At 71.1% G+C, this 16,709-nt stretch carries 12 protein-coding genes; 2 read left to right on the top strand and 10 right to left on the bottom strand.

What is annotated here, in order from left to right:
* Positions 1-244: 244 nt before the first annotated feature.
* From AB0D14_RS07700 to AB0D14_RS07660, 9 genes are all read right to left on the bottom strand, one after another.
* On the bottom strand, positions 245-1,597 hold the full coding sequence (locus AB0D14_RS07700) for a pseudouridine synthase (RefSeq protein WP_362775862.1): 1,353 nt from the start codon (positions 1,595-1,597) through the stop codon (positions 245-247).
* Positions 1,597-2,253, bottom strand: coding sequence for an SMC-Scp complex subunit ScpB (scpB, locus tag AB0D14_RS07695; protein ID WP_362775861.1), 657 nt, complete (start codon positions 2,251-2,253; stop codon positions 1,597-1,599). Before scpB ends, AB0D14_RS07700 begins: the two co-directional genes overlap by 1 nt.
* Positions 2,250-3,308 (bottom strand): segregation/condensation protein A, encoded by a 1,059-nt coding sequence (locus tag AB0D14_RS07690; RefSeq protein ID WP_362775860.1) that lies wholly within the window; start codon positions 3,306-3,308, stop codon positions 2,250-2,252. Before AB0D14_RS07690 ends, scpB begins: the two co-directional genes overlap by 4 nt.
* Positions 3,309-3,326: 18 nt before the next feature.
* Positions 3,327-3,890: a hypothetical protein gene (locus tag AB0D14_RS07685; protein WP_362775858.1), complete on the bottom strand. Its 564-nt coding sequence runs from the start codon at positions 3,888-3,890 to the stop codon at positions 3,327-3,329.
* Positions 3,875-5,011, bottom strand: coding sequence for a ParA family protein (locus AB0D14_RS07680; RefSeq protein WP_362775857.1), 1,137 nt, complete (start codon positions 5,009-5,011; stop codon positions 3,875-3,877). Before AB0D14_RS07680 ends, AB0D14_RS07685 begins: the two co-directional genes overlap by 16 nt.
* Positions 5,012-5,433: 422 nt before the next feature.
* A complete protein-coding gene (gene ald / locus AB0D14_RS07675; protein ID WP_362776193.1) occupies positions 5,434-6,549 on the bottom strand; it encodes an alanine dehydrogenase in 1,116 nt (371 codons plus the stop codon).
* A gap of 175 nt (positions 6,550-6,724) precedes the next feature.
* Complete coding sequence (locus AB0D14_RS07670; protein WP_362775855.1) at positions 6,725-8,806, bottom strand: tetratricopeptide repeat protein; 2,082 nt, start codon at positions 8,804-8,806, stop codon at positions 6,725-6,727.
* Positions 8,807-9,000: 194 nt separating this feature from the next.
* A complete protein-coding gene (locus AB0D14_RS07665) occupies positions 9,001-9,627 on the bottom strand; it encodes an NUDIX hydrolase (protein WP_362775854.1) in 627 nt (208 codons plus the stop codon).
* A 115-nt stretch (positions 9,628-9,742) separates the two neighbouring features.
* Positions 9,743-11,422 (bottom strand): CTP synthase, encoded by a 1,680-nt coding sequence (locus AB0D14_RS07660; RefSeq protein WP_362776192.1) that lies wholly within the window; start codon positions 11,420-11,422, stop codon positions 9,743-9,745.
* A 469-nt stretch (positions 11,423-11,891) separates the two neighbouring features.
* On the opposite strand from AB0D14_RS07660, the gene AB0D14_RS07655 reads away from it, so the two are divergent.
* On the top strand, positions 11,892-13,718 hold the full coding sequence (locus AB0D14_RS07655) for a glycoside hydrolase family 15 protein (RefSeq protein ID WP_362775852.1): 1,827 nt from the start codon (positions 11,892-11,894) through the stop codon (positions 13,716-13,718).
* 74 nt (positions 13,719-13,792) lie between these two features.
* Entirely contained in the window at positions 13,793-15,436 is a 1,644-nt protein-coding gene (locus AB0D14_RS07650) for a PucR family transcriptional regulator (RefSeq protein WP_362775850.1), read from the top strand.
* A 61-nt stretch (positions 15,437-15,497) separates the two neighbouring features.
* On the opposite strand, the gene AB0D14_RS07645 is transcribed toward AB0D14_RS07650, so the two are convergent.
* Positions 15,498-16,628: a glycosyltransferase family 4 protein gene (locus AB0D14_RS07645; RefSeq protein WP_362775849.1), complete on the bottom strand. Its 1,131-nt coding sequence runs from the start codon at positions 16,626-16,628 to the stop codon at positions 15,498-15,500.
* Positions 16,629-16,709 lie beyond the last annotated feature (81 nt).

The following is a 16,709-nucleotide window of genomic DNA, read 5'->3' as shown; positions in this document are numbered from 1 at the left end:
CTCCTCGTGTGGCCTCGAAGGCCGTCGGCGCACCTCGCCGGGCGACGGACGAGGACCGGGACCACCCCCGTGGGCCCTGCTCCATCGGCCGCGCCCGGCGAGGGCGTTCCCTTAATGGTCAGAACGACTATAAATTACGGACCGCACGTCCACAAGCCCCCGAACACGAATCGGCCGGCCCCGGGAAGTCCCGGAACCGGCCGATGCCGCACTGAGGAGGGCAGTGATGCCTAGGGCCGCGGCACTAGAGGCCGACCTCCGCCATCAGCATCCCGACCTCGGTGTTGGACAGCCGCCGCAGCCAGCCCGACTTCTGGTCGCCGAGGGCGATCGGCCCGAAGGACACGCGCACGAGCTTGTCGACCGGGAACCCGGCCTCGGCGAGCATGCGCCGCACGATGTGCTTGCGGCCCTCGTGCAGCGTCACCTCGACCATGTAGTTCTTGCCGGTCTGCTCGACGACCCTGAAGTGGTCCGCCTTCGCGTACCCGTCCTCCAGCTGGATGCCGTCCTTGAGCTGCTTGCCCAGGTCGCGCGGGATCGGGCCCACGATGTGCGCGAGGTAGACCTTCTTCACGCCGTACTTGGGGTGGGTCAGGCGGTGCGACAGCTCACCGTGGTTGGTGAGCAGGATGATGCCCTCGGTCTCGGTGTCGAGCCGTCCCACGTGGAAGAGCCGCGTCTCGCGGTTCGTCACGTAGTCGCCGAGGCACTGACGGCCCTCGTTGTCCTCCATGGTGGACACGACACCGGCGGGCTTGTTGAGCACGAAGAACTGGTACGACTGCGTGGCCACCGTCAGCCCGTCGACCCTGATCTCGTCGCTCTCCGGGTCGACGCGCATGCCCTGTTCCACGACGATCTCGCCGTTGACCTCGACGCGGGACTGCTCGACCAGCTCCTCGCAGGAACGACGCGAACCGTAGCCCGCGCGGGCGAGCACCTTCTGCAGGCGCTCCCCCTCCTGCTCGGCACCCGGGAAGGTCTTGACCGTCTTGACGTCGGGCTTGCCCGCGTACCGGTCCCTGTTGCGCTCCTCGGTACGCGTCTCGTACTCACGGGAGCGCGCGTTCTCGGTCCGGCCACCGCGCTGCTGGCCCTGCTTGGGGCCGCCCTTGGCACCGCCACGGGCGGAGCTGCCGCGCCCGGACTTCGCACCCTCGTGGGTGGCGCCGGGGCCTACGTCGTAGCGGCGCTCCTCGGGGCGGGGCTTGCTGGGGCGCTTCGGCCTGTCGTCGGGCCCTCCCGCGCCGTTCTGCTGGGAGCCGCTGCCGGCGGTCCCCCGTGAGTTGTATCCGCTGCCGGAGGTACGGGGGCCACCGCCACCGCTGCCGGAGCTGCGGGGGCCACCGCCACCGGAGCCACGAGAGCCACCGCCACCGCCACCGGACCCGCGAGGGTTACCGCCACCGCTGCCGGAGCTGCGGGGGTTGCCGCCTCCGCCGCCGGAGCCGCGAGAGCTACCGCCCCCGCCGCCGGAGCTGCGGGGGTTGCCGCCTCCGCCGCCGGAGCCGCGAGAGCTACCGCCCCCGCCGGTCCCGCGGGGGTTGCCGCGCCCGCCGCTGTTCCTGCCGCTGCCACTGCCACTGCTTCGCATCAAAGTTCCGTCGTCGTCGTGTCGTCTGCATCTGGGTCCGGCGCATCCGGATCGAACGACGGGACCCCTTCCAGCGTCTCTGCCTCGATCGCGTCCGCCTCCGGAAGGAAGGGCGCGAGCTCCGGGAGCTCGTCCAGGCCGCGCAGGCCCATTCGCTCCAGGAAGTAGTTCGTCGTCCTGTACAGGATCGCACCTGTTTCGGGTTCCGCGCCCGCCTCCTGGACCAGACCCCTCTGGAGGAGGGTGCGCATCACGCCGTCACAGTTCACTCCGCGGACCGCCGAAACCCGGGAACGGCTGACCGGCTGACGGTACGCGACCACGGCGAGGGTCTCCAGCGCCGCCTGCGTGAGCCGGGCGTGCTGTCCGTCCAGGACGAACCGCTCGACGGCCGCCGCGTACGCCGGCCGGCTGTAGAACCGCCAGCCACCGGCGACGATCCGCAGCTCGAAGCCGCGTCCCTGGACGGTGTACTCGTCGGCCAGCGCGCGGAGCGCGTCCGCGATCTGCCGCCTGGGCCGCTCCAGGATCTTCGCGAGGTGCTCCTCGGTCGCGGGCTCGTCCACGACCATGAGGACGGCCTCCAGCGCGGGCCGGAGGTCGAGATCCGCAACTCCGCGTTCCCCTGCCGGGGCCTCGGTGGTGTCCTCGATCACACCTTCTCCTCCTTGACCGGCTCGGGCGGCCTGTCGAATTCGTCCGTCACCGTCGGCTGCGCATCACCCTCCCCGCCCGTCCAGCGCACCACCAGGTCCCCCAGAGCCTCCTCCTGGTCCAGAGAGACCGCCTTCTCCCGGTAGAGCTCCAGAAGGGCCAGGAAACGCGCCACGACGGTGAGGGTGTCGTCGATGCCCTCGACGAGCACGCGGAAACTGGCCTCGCCGAGTTCCCGCAGCCGCGCCACCATGATCGCGGCCTGCTCCTGCACGCTCACGAGCGGCGCGTGGATGTGGTCCACGTATATCTGGGGCTTCGGCTTCGGCTGCATCGCCTTCACGGCCAGCCTGGCGAATCCTTCCGCCCCGATGCTGATGACGACTTCGGGCAGCAGCTCGGCGTGGTGCGCCTCCAGCCCGACGGTACGGGGGTAACGCCGCGCCTCGTCGTCGAGGCGGCGGTTGAAGATGTCGGCGATCTGCTTGTACGCGCGGTACTGCAGCAGCCGGGCGAAGAGCAGGTCGCGGGCCTCCAGGAGCGCCAGGTCGGCCTCGTCCTCGACCTCGGCGGAGGGCAGCAGCCGGGCGGCCTTCAGATCGAGCAGCGTCGCCGCGACGACCAGGAACTCGGTCGTCTGATCGAGGTCCCAGTCCGGTCCCATGGCCCGGATGTGCGCCATGAACTCATCGGTGACCTTGGACAGAGCCACTTCGGTGACATCCATTTTGTGCTTGGAGATCAGCTGGAGCAGCAGGTCGAAGGGCCCCTCGAAGTTCGGGAGCCGGACTTTGAAGACCCCGTCCCCGGGGCCGTCGTCCCCCGGGCCGTGGTCCCCGGGTCCGTCGTCCCCCGGGCCGTCGGCCTCGGCGGCAACCGGTTCGGCCACTGAGGCGACCGGTTCGGTCTCCGCAGGCGGCAGAGCCCCGGCCACAGGCTCGGGCGGGGCCTCACCCCCGGGACCCCGCCCCAGCACACGCCGCCGGCCACCGGACCCGCCGGAGGCGGGGACAGAGGCCGGGACAGAGCCAGAAACGGGGACGTCGTTCGAGGTCATAGCCGTCGCAGGCTACCCCTACCGCCCGCGCAGCCGTCGTACGAGAATGCTCGCGTCCCCGCGGGATTCGAGATCCGCGAGGACCACGGCGACCGCCTCACGCACGATCCGACCGCGGTCGACCGCGAGCCCGTGCTCCCCGCGGAGCACCAGCCGGGCATGCTCCAGGTCGATGAGCTCCTCGGCGGACACGTACACCGTGATCTTCTCGTCGTGCCGCTCGCGCCCGCTGGGCCGCCGCCCGGGGGCCCGTCCGCGCTTGCGGGACTGCGCCCCGGCAGAACCTTCCTGCGGCCCCTGACGTCGCCCGGAAGGGTCCGCCGTGACGGCGCCCCGGCTGCGGGACTCCCCGTCGGCGGAGCCGGCGTCGGCCGCGACGTGTTCGTCGCCCTCACCGTCGCCGCCCCGCACGGGCACCGACTGCGGCGCGTCCTCCCCGGCGGCGGGGTCGCTCTCGCCCGCCGGAGCGGGCACCCGCGCCTCGCCGTTGGCCTGACGCCTGGGGCTCGACGACTGAAGTGCCATTCCCCCGGTCGTACGGAACAGTTCGTCGGCCCCCGGCAGACTCACTCGGCGTGACACCGGGCGAGCACCTCCCTGGCGAGCTGACGGTAGGCGGCGGCGCCTACGGAGTTGGAGGCGTACGTCGTGATCGGCTCACCGGCGACGGTGGTCTCCGGGAAGCGGACGGTACGGCCGATCACCGTGTGGTAGACGTGATCGTCGAACGCCTCGACCACGCGCGCGAGCACCTCACGGCTGTGCACGGTCCGCGAGTCGTACATCGTGGCGAGGATGCCGTCGAGCTCCAGCTCGGGGTTGAGCCGCTCCTGGACCTTCTCGATGGTCTCGGTGAGCAGCGCGACACCGCGCAGCGCGAAGAACTCGCACTCCAGTGGCACTATCACCTTGTGAGCGGCCGTCAGCGCGTTCACGGTGAGCAGGCCCAGTGAGGGCTGACAGTCGATCACGATGTAGTCGTAGTCGGCCATCAGCGGCTTCAGGGCACGCTGCAGAGTGGACTCGCGGGCGACCTCGCTCACCAGCTGAACCTCGGCGGCGGACAGGTCGATGTTGCTGGGCAGCAGGTCCATGTTCGGAACCGCGGTCTTCAGGAGCACCTCGTCGGCCGCCATGCCCCGCTCCATGAGCAGGTTGTAGACCGTGAGGTCGAGCTCCATCGGGTTGACGCCGAGGCCCACGGACAGCGCGCCCTGCGGGTCGAAGTCGACGAGCAGGACCCGGCGTCCGTACTCCGCGAGCGCGGCACCCAGGTTGATGGTCGACGTCGTCTTGCCGACGCCGCCCTTCTGGTTGCACATCGCGATGATCTTCGCGGGGCCGTGATCGGTCAGCGGGCCCGGGATCGGGAAGTACGGCAGCGTGCGCCCGGTCGGGCCGACGCGCTCACGGCGCTGACGCGCCGCGTCGGGCGCGAGCGTGGCCGCGTACTCCGGATCGGGCTCGTACTCGGCATCGGGGTCGTAGAAGTGCCCCTCGGGCAGGTCGTCGTAGTCGGCGAAGTGGGTGCGGTTCTCGCCACTTCCGTTGCCGGCCATGGCGTTCACGTGATGGCCATCCATGCTCTGGTGTGCGGGCTGAGTCGTCCGCGAGGGGTGGTGACTCTGGTGGGCTGCGAAGGTGCGCACAGCAACGGAGCCGACAGCCTCGAGCCCCGTGGGCCTTGAGCCTTGCGCAGGCATTCCTGGTTGACCACCCCCGGGAGTAAATGTCGACTCATTCACAAGTCGTCTTACCTCCTTGGTGACCAGGAAACTTCTAGATAGGTCAGCGTGGCAACATGCCGACGGTTGGCGACTCTATGGCGTGTCACCGCTCCGCAGCAACACAATCCGCCGGACCCGGCTCGATGTGTCGGCGACGGAACACCCCCCTGTCAAGGGCGTAAGGGCGTCGCACGGCAGGTTTCAAGGGTGTGCGAAACGGTTCAAGGGTTACGTTCGAGGCGAGTTGAACGAGTCTCGCAAAGTGACTCGACACACATCCGGCCGGCCCTCGCGGAGCAAGGTCCGGCCGTACGCGCGTTGTTGACGACCTGTGTTGACGTATCGCCTTTTGTCGGTGGAGAAGTCGGCCCACGAGCCGGGACGAACCGGGCCGGAGGTCAGCCGAGCAGGGTCTCCAGCTCGGCGCGCTCCAGGCCGTGGGCCTCCGCGACCTCACGGTGGACGACCTTGCCGTCATGGGTGTTGAGGCCCTTGGCGAGCGCGGGATCACGGCGCAGCGCCTCGACCCAGCCGCGGTTCGCGAGTTCCACGATGTACGGCAGCGTGGCGTTGGTGAGCGCGTACGTCGACGTGTTGGGCACCGCGCCCGGCATGTTGGCGACGCAGTAGAAGACCGAGTTGTGGACCGGGAAGGTCGGCTCCGCGTGGGTGGTCGGACGTGCGTCCTCGAAGCAGCCACCCTGGTCGATCGCGATGTCGACAAGGACACTTCCAGGCTTCATTCGTGAAACGAGCTCGTTGGTGACCAGCTTCGGGGCCTTCGCGCCGGGGATGAGCACGGCGCCGATGACGAGGTCCGCCCCGAGGCAGGCCTTCTCGAGTTCGAAGGCGTTGGAGACGACGGTCTGGATCTTCGTGCCGAACAGCCTGTCGGCTTCCTTGAGCTTGTTGATGTCGCGGTCGAGCAGGGTCACGTGGAAGCCCATGCCGATGGCGATCTGCGCCGCGTTCCAGCCGGAGACCCCGCCGCCGATGACCACGGCCCGGCCGGCCAGTACGCCCGGGACGCCGCCGGGCAGGACGCCGCGGCCGCCGTTGGCGCGCATCAGGTGGTAGGCACCGACCTGCGGGGCGAGGCGGCCCGCGACCTCGGACATCGGGGCGAGCAGCGGCAGCCCGCGGCCGGGCAGCTCGACCGTTTCGTATGCGATCGCCGTGGTGCCGGACTCCAGGAGCGCGTCCGTGCACTCCTGGGACGCGGCCAGGTGCAGGTAGGTGAAGAGCGTCTGGTCCTTGCGGAGGCGGTGGTACTCCTCGGCGATGGGCTCCTTGACCTTCAGCAGCAGGTCGGCGGTGGCCCAGACCTCATCGGCGGTGGCGATGATCCGCGCCCCGGCGGCGACGAACTCGTCGTCCGTGATCGAGGAGCCGACGCCGGCGTGCCGCTCGATGAGGACCTGGTGGCCGTGGCGCACCAGCTCGTGCACGCCGGCGGGGGTGATGGCCACCCGGAACTCGTTGTTCTTGACCTCGCGGGGGATGCCGACCTTCACGTCGATCACGGTTCCTTGGCTCAGAAGGGATGCAGAGGGGATCTGGGGCAGGCAGCGCAAGACATGACGATGCCTGACATACCCAGAGGCACGGGAGCACACCGGGAATCACCACGAAAGGACGCGGCGGAGCCAGTCTAATGAAGGGATTCTCTCTGTCTAGCCTTTCAATGCATCAATCTTCTTCAGATGCACTGCGGATTTCGCAGGTGTTGCGGTCTCGTTCCCTGGTTGATGCGCTCTCCGGGAGCTCGTCACCCAGCATTCCTTCGGCCGCGGACCGGTGCACCCGGGCAGCCGTGGGGTCTCCCAGCCGGTCGAGCGTGTCGGCGAGCCGGAGCTGCAGCGCGGCCTGCAACCGGACGTCGTCGGCGCGGCGCGCCCACTCGACCGCCTCGTGGCAGGTGGCGAGGGACTCCTCCGGCCGGCCCGCGTACTCCTGCACCCGCGCCATCTCGCTCAACGCCCTTGCCTGGCCCGCCACGTCACCGGTCCTGCGGTGCCCGGTGACCGCGGAGCGCCAGTTGCGCAGCGCCTCGCCGTAGCGGCCCGCGTAGGTGTGCGCGGCCGCGATCCGGCCGTGCAGCCGGGCCGCGTCGGCGCGTTCGTCGCGGGCGAGCCGCTGGGCGAGCGCCCGCCCGTACCAGTCGGCGGCCCGGTCGTAGTCCCCGAGCTCCTGGTGGGCGCCGCCCACGGATTCCATCGCGCGGCCGGACGCGTACGGGTCGTTCGCCTCGCGCCCGGCGTCCAGAGCCGCCCGGTAGCGGGCCAGCGCGTCCGTCGTACGGCCGGTCTGGGCGTCCAGGTCGCCGAGGTTCAGCAGCGCCGCGGCCTTCTCGCGGGGCAGGTTCCGGCGCTCGGCGACGTCCAGGACGAGCCGGTGGATGCCGTACAGCTCGGGCGCCGCGGCCTGCGTACCGACATGGGCGACCATCGCTCTGATCAGCGCGGCCATGAGGCGGCGGGCCAGGGTGTCCAGCTCCCCGTCGGCGACCGCGAGCCGGGCGGCGGCCAGCAGCGCGGGCTGTCGGATGCGCAGCCAGTCGGCGGCCGCGCGGGGGTTCGGAAAACGCAGCGCGCGGGGCATCCCGGCGAGTTTCTCGCGGGCGGGCGAGCTGTCGGTCTCGGTGATCGCCCGGCAGGAGGCCAGGAGCCGCACGGTCCGCTCCAGCATTCGGGCGCGGGCCAGCTGGAGCTCGGCCGGACGGTCCTCGGCACCGGTGAGCGAGCGCAGCAGCGGCAGCAGACAGCCGGGCACCTCGTACTGCGGAAGCGGCGATTCCACGGTCCGTACGAGACCGAGCCGGGTGAAGTCGTCCAGGGCGGTGCGGGCGGAGCCGACCGAGCAGCCGGCGAGCGCGGACGCGGTGTGCGGATCCACGAGCCCCGCGGGGGCGAGCGAGAGAAGTCGCAGTATCCGCGCGGCGGCCGACGGCAGGGCGGCGTACGTGAGCCGGAAGACCCGCTCCAGGATCGGGCCGTCGTCAGCGTCGGTGCGCAGTTGTTTGGCGAGGTCGGCGACGGCCGACTTGGGACGGTGGGCCAGCCAGGCTCCGGCGAGGACGAGCGCCGCGGGCTGGTTCGCGCAGAGCTCCACGAGTCCTTCCGCGGCACGCGGGTCCACGGTGATGCGTACGGAGCCGGTGTACCGGTCGAGGAGATCGAGGGCGGACTTGGTGTCCATGCCGCCGAGAGTGCAGGGGCGGACGTCCGGGATCCCGGTCAGGGGCCCGCCGGAGACGGCGACGACGAGGCAGTCGGGCGTCTGTGGGAGGAGCGCGTCCACCTGTCCGGCGTCCGCCACGTCGTCGAGCAGGAGCACTGTCCGGCGGGTGGCGAGCGCCTCGCGCAGCCGCTCGGAGAGGTCGTCCTCGTCCGCTCCGGCCGGGGCGGCCAGTTCGAGCGCGGTGAGCAGGTCACGGGCGGTGCGTTCGGTCGGTACGGGCGTGCCGTCGGGTTCGGCGAGCCGGGCCCGCAGGACACCGTCCGGGTAACTGTCAGCTACCTGCCGTACGAGTTCCTCGGCGAGTGCGGTGCGCCCGGATCCGGGCCTGCCGGCGATGAGCAGCACGCGCGCGCGTGGCGCTTTCCGCCCGGCGAGGGTGTCGAGCCCGGCACGCTCGATGTCGGCGCGGAGTTCCTTCAACTCTCTTGTGCGGCCGAGGAACTGACTTTCCGTGGGAGCGGACTCGGCAGCCGGGCGCCGCCCTTCGTCCGACACCGTCGTGCCACCGGCGTCCACCGCCTGGTCCGTCACGGGGCCACACTCCCGTCCCACTGCGCGCGCAAGCCCGCCGGGACTCCGGACGGGGCGTTTTCAGAGCCTAGTTCACGCTCTGCGACGATCCGTGCGGAGCGCGGCGGGCACATCCCCCGATCGGATCAGGCGATCGTCACATCAGTGGGCCGACTGCGCGCACGGGAGTGGGCCCGGGGTGGGTCGGAAGTGGGTCACGCCTCGAACGGACGCGCGGGCCACGGGGCCTCGGCGGGGCGCAGGGCGTCCAGGCCTTCGCCGTTACGGGCGGCGGTCAGCGCGAGGACGCCCACGACGAGGCAGTTGTTGTGCAGCTCGCCCGCGAGAACACCCCGTACGAGTTCGTCGACCGGGACGCGGGAGAGCTCCATGTCGGCCTCCTCGTCCTCGACCTCGAAGCGCTGCCCCTCGGCCTCGGAGAGATCACGGGCGAGGAAGACACGGACGGCTTCGTCGCAGCCGCCGGGCGTGGTGTACACGTCGGTGAGCACGCGCCAGTCCCCGGCCTTGACGTGGGCCTCTTCGTAGAGCTCGCGCTGCGCGGCGTGCAGCGGGTTCTCGCCCGGGATGTCGAGCAGGCCGGCCGGGATCTCCCAGAGCTTGTGGCGCACGGGGTGCCGGTACTGGCGGATGACCAGGGCACGGCCCTCGTCGTCGAGGGCGAGGACGGCCACCGAACCGGGGTGCACCTGGTAGTCGCGGCGGACGACCGATCCGTCGGGCATGACCACGTCGTCGGTGCGTACGGAGGTCTTGTTGCCCACGAACGGGGTCCCGGTCGTCCTGACCTCCCATTCCTCGGCAGTGTCCTTGATGGTCATGTCGACTTGTCCTCCCACACGCACGAACCTGCGCCGCAACAGAGATACCCACACGGCGAAAACCGGGGCACGCGCCCCAAAAGACGCGTACCCCGGCCACCGTACAACCCTCGTACTACTTGGCCTTGCGCGCTTCTTCCTGCCGCGCGACAGCCGCCTTGACCAGGCCCGCGAAGAGCGGGTGCGGCCGGGTCGGGCGCGAGCGGAGCTCGGGGTGCGCCTGGGTCGCGACCAGGAACGGGTGGATGTCGCGCGGGTACTCCAGGTACTCCACGAGCTTGCCGTCCGGGGAGGTGCCGGAGAACTGCAGACCGGCCTTCTTCTCCAGCTCGGCGCGGTAGGAGTTGTTCACCTCGTAGCGGTGGCGGTGCCGCTCCTCGACGTACTCCTTGCCGTCGTAGACCTCGCGCACGAGGGAACCCTCGGCGAGCTTGGCGGGATACATGCCGAGGCGCATCGTGCCGCCCATGTCGCCGTCGCCCGCGACGATGTCCAGCTGCTCGGCCATGGTGGAGATGACCGGGTGGCCGGTGGCGGGGTCGAACTCGGTCGAGTTGGCGTCGGCGATGCCCGCGAGGTTGCGCGCGGCCTCGATCACGATGCACTGCAGGCCCAGGCACAGGCCGAGCAGCGGGATGGTGTTCTCCCGGGCGTACTGGATGGCGCCGACCTTGCCGGACACGCCGCGGTCGCCGAAGCCGCCGGGGATGCAGATCGCGTCGACGTCACCGAGCTGCTCGGCGGCTCCCGCGGGGGTCTTGCAGTCGTCCGAGGCGACCCACTTGATCTTCACCCGGGCCTTGTTGGCGAAACCGCCGGCGCGCAGGGCCTCGGTGACCGACAGATAGGCGTCGGGCAGGTCGATGTACTTGCCGACCAGTGCGAGGTTGATCTCGTGCAGCGGGCGGTGGACGCGGTCGAGCAGGTCGTCCCAGGTCGTCCAGTCCACGTCGCGGAACGGCAGGTCCAGCTTGCGGACCACGTACGCGTCGAGGCCCTCGGTGTGCAGGACCTTCGGGATGTCGTAGATCGAGCGGGCGTCGGGGCAGGCGACCACGGCCGCCTCGTCGACGTCGCACATCAGCGAGATCTTGCGCTTGATCGCGGTGGGCACCTCGCGGTCGGCGCGCAGCACGATCGCGTCCGGCTGAATACCGATGTTGCGCAATGCCGCAACCGAGTGCTGGGTCGGCTTCGTCTTCAGCTCCCCGGAGGGGCCGATGTACGGGAGGAGCGAGATGTGAACGACGAACACGTTGTCGCGGCCGACCTCGTGACGCACCTGACGGACGGTCTCCAGGAACGGCAGCGACTCGATGTCGCCGACCGTGCCGCCGACCTCCGTGATGACGACGTCGACGTCGTCGGTGGCCATACGGCGGATACGGTGCTTGATCTCGTTCGTGATGTGGGGGATGACCTGCACGGTGTCGCCGAGGTATTCGCCGCGCCGCTCCTTGGCGATGACCGTGGAGTAGACCTGCCCGGTGGTCACGTTGGCCGAGCCGTCCAGATCGACGTCGAGGAAGCGCTCGTAGTGACCGATGTCGAGGTCGGTCTCGGCCCCGTCGTTGGTGACGAACACCTCACCGTGCTGGAAGGGGTTCATCGTGCCGGGGTCGACGTTCAGATAGGGGTCGAGCTTCTGCATGGTGACCCGCAGACCCCGTGCCTTGAGCAGCGCGCCCAGGCTGGAGGCGGTCAGGCCCTTACCGAGGGAGGAGGCGACACCCCCGGTGACGAAAAGGTGCTTGGTCGTCGTGGCGGTGCTGCTTCGGAAAGCAGCGGGCGGCATGGCCAAGAGGGGGCTCCCGTGGTCGCGGTCTCAGTTGCGGTACGGCTGCCCGGCCCGGAGGATTCCGGAGGCGCCGTCGCTGCGGTTCGGGGGCCCCTTTTCCTGCTGGAGCGTCCACCGGTCCACGGGCTACCAGGGTATCAGCGACGCGACGAGGCCGCTTCCGGCCACGCTCCGCACACGGGTCGACACGCACCACACTCGTGCTCACTCGTTCGGCTCAGACGGGTTGCCGGGAGGGGCGCGCGGATCATCAGCGTGCGTCGTATCCTGCTCCAACACTCGTTGCCGAGCCAGGCCGGCAAACGGCACCACCCCGCCGGTATTCCTGGACCAAGTGCTCGTCAATTCGCCTCGCGAAGACATTCGCTGCAACCATTGACATGCGTGACACGCGACAACTGACGTCCCGCAACGACGCTTTACCAATGATCCTCTGACCGCAAGCGCGACCGCCCCCAGGGGCGACGTGGCCGTTCGACTGGAGTTGCACGTGGCCGGGCGCATCGAAGACTACGCACTTATCGGAGACATGCAGACGGCCGCGCTGGTCTGCAGGGACGGCACGGTGGACTGGCTGTGCCTCCCCCGCTTCGACTCCCACGCCGTCTTCGCGGGACTGCTCGGCACGGAGGAGCACGGGTTCTGGCGGCTGGGTCCCGCGCACGCCGCCGACGCCGAACCGCCGACGGCGGTCCGCCGCCACTACCGCGGAGACTCGCTGATCCTCGAATCCGAGTGGGACACCTCACGCGGCACGGTCCGCGTGACCGATTTCATGCCCCCGCGTGACGGCGCTCCCCAGCTGATCCGGATCGTGGAGGGCGTCACGGGCCGCGTCCCGATGCGCTCCGCGCTGCGGATGCGCTTCTCATACGGGCGTGTGGTGCCGTGGGTGCACAAGCACGAGGGGCGGACCGTGGCCGTCGCCGGGCCCGACTCCGTGTGGTTCGACACCGAGTGCGAGACCTACGGCAAGGCCCTCACGACGTACTCGGACTTCACGGTCGCGCCGGGTGAGCGGATCGCGTTCACCATTTCCTGGGAGCCTTCTCACAAACAGCCGCCCGCGCTCCCCGAGCCGGAGCAGTCCCTGGACGCCACCGAGGAGTTCTGGCGCGACTGGGTGGCGCAGTGCACCTACCACGGGCCGTACCGCGAGGCCGTGGTCCGCTCGCTGATCACGCTGAAGGCGCTCACGTACGGGCCGACGGGCGGCATCGTGGCCGCCCCCACCACCTCCCTCCCGGAGGAGATCGGCGGGGTCCGCAACTGGGACTACCGCTACACGTGGCTGCGTGACGCGGCGATCACGCTGTCGTCGCTGCTGCGCACCGGCTACCGCGAGGAGGCACGCGCCTGGCGCGAGTGGCTGCTGCGCGCGGTCGCGGGCGACCCCGAGAACCTGCAGATCATGTACGGCATCGCGGGCGAGCGCGAGCTGGGCGAGGCGGAGCTCGACTGGCTGCCGGGATACGAGAACTCCGGCCCCGTACGCGTCGGGAACGGCGCCGCGAACCAGCTCCAGCTGGACGTGTACGGCGAGGTGACCGAGGCCCTGCACCTGGCCCACATGACGGGCCTGGCGCGCAACGACTACGCCTCGCTCCTCCAGCTCAAGCTGATCCGCTACCTGGAGGACCACTGGGACGAGCCGGACGAGGGGATCTGGGAGGTGCGCGGCCCGCGCCGCCACTTCGTCCACTCGAAGGTGATGGCCTGGGTCGCCGTCGACCGCACGATCAAGCTCATCGAGTCCGGGGACGCGGACGGCCCGCTGGAGAAGTGGCGCGAGCTGCGCGACGACATCCACCGGGACGTGTGTGAGAAGGGGTACGACAAGGAGCGCAACACCTTCACGCAGTCGTACGGCTCGAAGGAGCTGGACGCCTCGCTGCTGCTGATCCCGCAGATGGGCTTCCTGCCTCCGGACGACAAGCGCGTGATCGGCACGATCGAGGCCATCCAGCGCGAGCTGTCCACCACGGACGGCTTCATCCTGCGCTACCCCACCTCCGGTGAGGACGCGGGCGTGGACGGCCTGGCGGGCGACGAGGGCGCGTTCCTGGCCTGCTCGTTCTGGATGGCGGACGACCTCGCGATGATCGGCCGGGTGGACGAGGCCCGCAAGCTCTTCGAGAAGCTGCTGGCCCTGCGCAACGACCTGGGTCTCCTCGCGGAGGAGTGGGACCCGGTTCTGCAGCGCCAGGTCGGCAACTTCCCGCAGGCGTTCAGCCACGTGCCGCTGATCGACACGGCCCTGCGCCTGACGGCGTCCGGGGCGTACGGCGGCTGAGGCTGCGCGCGGGGCGCCCTCGCGCGGCCTGTCGAGCGCGTCACGGCAGGTGACGGACGAGGTAGCGTCCGGTCATGGACAGCCGTATCGACAGGCCGGACACGCCCGGTGGCGGGATCACCGTGCAGCGTGCCCTGGAGCTGCCCGGGCTGCGCGGCGGCCTGCCGGAGATCCTGGCGGGCGCCGACCGGCTGGGCCGTACCGTGCGCTGGGTGCACGCGGGCGAGGTGCCGAACATCGCCTCGCTGCTCAAGGGCGGCGAACTGCTCCTGACCACCGGATACGGTCTTGGCACCCGCCCCGCCGACCAGCGCGCGTTCGTCCGCACCCTCGCCGAGCGCGGCATCGCGGCCCTGGTCGTGGAGTTGGGGCCGCGCTTCACGAGGCTGCCCGCCGCGCTCGTGGAGACGGCCCGCGCGGCCGGTCTGCCGCTGGTGCAGCTGCACCGTGAGGTGGCGTTCGTGACGGTCACGGAGGAAGTGCACACCGAGATCGTCAACGGCCACTACGCACTGCTCCAGCGCGCCGAGGAGGTGCACCGGCGCTGCACCCGGGCCCTGCTCGGCGGAGGCGGCATCCCGCAGGTCCTCGGCATCCTGGCCGACTTCAGCGGCAACCCGGTCTTCCTGGAGACCCCGGACGGACAGCTCCTTTACGCCGCCGGGACCGGCCCCGCGAACGCCGACCCGCTCCAGGTGTGGGAGGGGCTGCGCGGCCGGCACAAGGACGGTCCGCCCGCCGGTTCGGTCCTCGTGGACGTACCCGGCGGCGGTCCGGACGGCAGCCCCGGATCCGTCCGGGCCCGGCTCGTCATCCTCCCCGTGAACACCCCGCTCGCTCCCGTGCACCGGATCGCGGCGGACCGGGCGGCGGGTGTCGTCGCCGTGGTCCTGATGCAGGATCGCCAGGAGGAGGAGCTGGCGGCCCGCGGCCGCGGCGACTTCCTCACCGACCTCGCCGAGGGCCGTGTCGCGGCCGAGGACGCGCCCGCGCAGGCCCGTGTCCTCGGCTTCAAGCCCGGCGGGCATCCGCTGCTGCCGGTCGTCATGCGCCTCGCCGACGGGCTGTCCCCCGGCGGCGGCTGGGCCGTGCTGGCACGGGCGGTCGCCGAGGAGCTGGCCTCGGTGGGCGTACCGGTCCTGCTGGGCGTACGCCCCGTGGAGGGCCGGGTACCGCTGCTGGTGGGGCTGCGCGCCGAGTCCGAACGGCCGGCGGTCGCGGACCGGGTCGCCGCGGCGCTGCGGGCAGGCGTGGAGCGGGCGGGAATGCAGCGGCCGGGAGCGCAGCCGCCGGTCGTGGTGGTCGGCATGGCGGGCGGCTGGGCGGCCGCGTCGGCGGGCCTTCGGCATGCTGCCGAGACGGCCACGGCCGCCCAGGGCCTGTCCGACCGGCCCTGGTACGACGCACGGCGCCTGGACATCGACCTGCTGCTGTGGCGCCTGCGGGACCATCCGGACCTGGCCGCTTTCGTGGACCGCGCGATCGGCCCACTCCGCGACCACGACAACCGCTCCAGGCCGCCGCTGCTGCCCACCCTGGAGACGTATCTGGCGCACGCGGGCCGCAAGGCGGAGACCGCACGCGAGCTGCACCTCAACCGGCAGACGCTCTACAACCGGCTCGCTCGGATCGGGGAGCTGCTCGGGACGGACCTCGACGATCCGCAGACGGTGCTGGCGCTGAGCCTCGCGCTGCGGGCCCGCAGACTCGTCCCGTGACCGGGTATTCGCCCCGTGACGTGCCACTCGTCCCGTGACCTGCCGCGCCCGGCCCTCGGGCCTACGGAAGCGGCAGGGGCCTGGTCAGTTCGTCGTACACGCTGAGGACCTGGGCCACCGTCTCGTCCTCGGTCGGCCAGGTGGCCGCCTGGCGCGTTCCCCTGTCCTTCAGCCGCTCACACCGGTCAGGGTCGGCGAGCAGGCCGACGACGGCTTCGGCGAGCGCTCGGGAGTCGCCGTACGGTACGACCTCGGCCGCGTCACCGACGAGTTCGGGGACGCCCCCGGTGGCGGCCGCGACCAGGGGCACGCGCGCGTGCAGGGCCTCCTGGGCGAGCACGGAGCGGGATTCCGGGCTGCCGGGCAGCAGGGCGAGATCGGCGGCACCGAGCAGCTCCCCGATGTCGTCCCGCCGGCCGACGAGACGCACCGGCAGCCCTTCGCTCTCGATACGCCGCTGGAGTTCGCCACGCAGCGGCCCCTCTCCGGCGATCACGAGGAGAGGCACCGGGACGAGCCCCCGCCACGCGCGCGTGGCGTCCAGCAGCGTGTCGTACCCCCGGTGCCGGTCGAGGGAGCCCACCGCCATCAGCAGCGGCCGGTCGATCGCGCCGAGTTCGGCGCGCGCCTTGGGCCGCAGCCGGTCGGCGTCCTCACCGGCGCCGACGGGCCGGCGCCGGGCCGGCAGCGCGACCGCGGCGAGCCGCGCGTCCCGCGCGCCCCGGCTGCGGGCCCGGTCCACGAGGTCGGACGAGGATCCGAGGACCACCGACGCGGCCTTCGCCACACGCCGCTCCAGTACGCGCAGCAGACGCGCCCGCGCCCCCTCGGCGGACGGAGGGGTGTGCCAGGTGACGACGAGCGGGACACCCCGTCCGCTGAGCGCGAGCGCGGCCCGCAGTGCGGCGTGCAGACCGTGCGCGTGCACCAGGTCCGCGTCCGCGCAGGCCGCCCGCAACGCGGCCACCGAGGCCGGGTCGTTGCGCCTCGGCACAGGCACGTGGTCGGCGCCGACGCCGGTGAAGTCGTACGTGTGGTCGGCCGCGGTGGGGGCGCACACGGTGACCCGCACGCCCCGTGCGACCAGCCCTGAGGTCAGCGACCGGACATGGGCACAGCTGCCCGCACTGCCGCCGCCGAGCACCTGGACGGTACGCAGCGGCGACTGTCCGTGCGGTGAGTGGCTGCTCACGTGGCCGGGGCTCCTGGTTCGGGGTCGGGCGGTCACGAAGAAAGTACAGAAGGAACGGGCAGTGGGGGTGGACCGCTCGTC

The organism is Streptomyces sp. NPDC048484 (assembly GCF_040651415.1).
GTDB lineage: Bacteria > Actinomycetota > Actinomycetes > Streptomycetales > Streptomycetaceae > Streptomyces.
The sequence above is the reverse complement of the archived record's forward strand: the minus strand, read 5'-3'. Positions and strand labels throughout refer to the sequence as shown.

What these genes read in the sequence shown, in the direction of transcription:
- AB0D14_RS07665 (WP_362775854.1), bottom strand. Translation starts at nt 9,627, where the DNA reads ATGACCATCAAGGACACTGCCGAGGAATGGGAGGTCAGGACGACCGGG.
- AB0D14_RS07660 (WP_362776192.1), bottom strand. Translation starts at nt 11,422, where the DNA reads ATGCCGCCCGCTGCTTTCCGAAGCAGCACCGCCACGACGACCAAGCAC.
- AB0D14_RS07680 (WP_362775857.1), bottom strand. Translation starts at nt 5,011, where the DNA reads ATGCCTGCGCAAGGCTCAAGGCCCACGGGGCTCGAGGCTGTCGGCTCC.
- AB0D14_RS07700 (WP_362775862.1), bottom strand. Translation starts at nt 1,597, where the DNA reads ATGCGAAGCAGTGGCAGTGGCAGCGGCAGGAACAGCGGCGGGCGCGGC.
- AB0D14_RS07650 (WP_362775850.1), top strand. Translation starts at nt 13,793, where the DNA reads ATGGACAGCCGTATCGACAGGCCGGACACGCCCGGTGGCGGGATCACC.
- AB0D14_RS07690 (WP_362775860.1), bottom strand. Translation starts at nt 3,308, where the DNA reads ATGACCTCGAACGACGTCCCCGTTTCTGGCTCTGTCCCGGCCTCTGTC.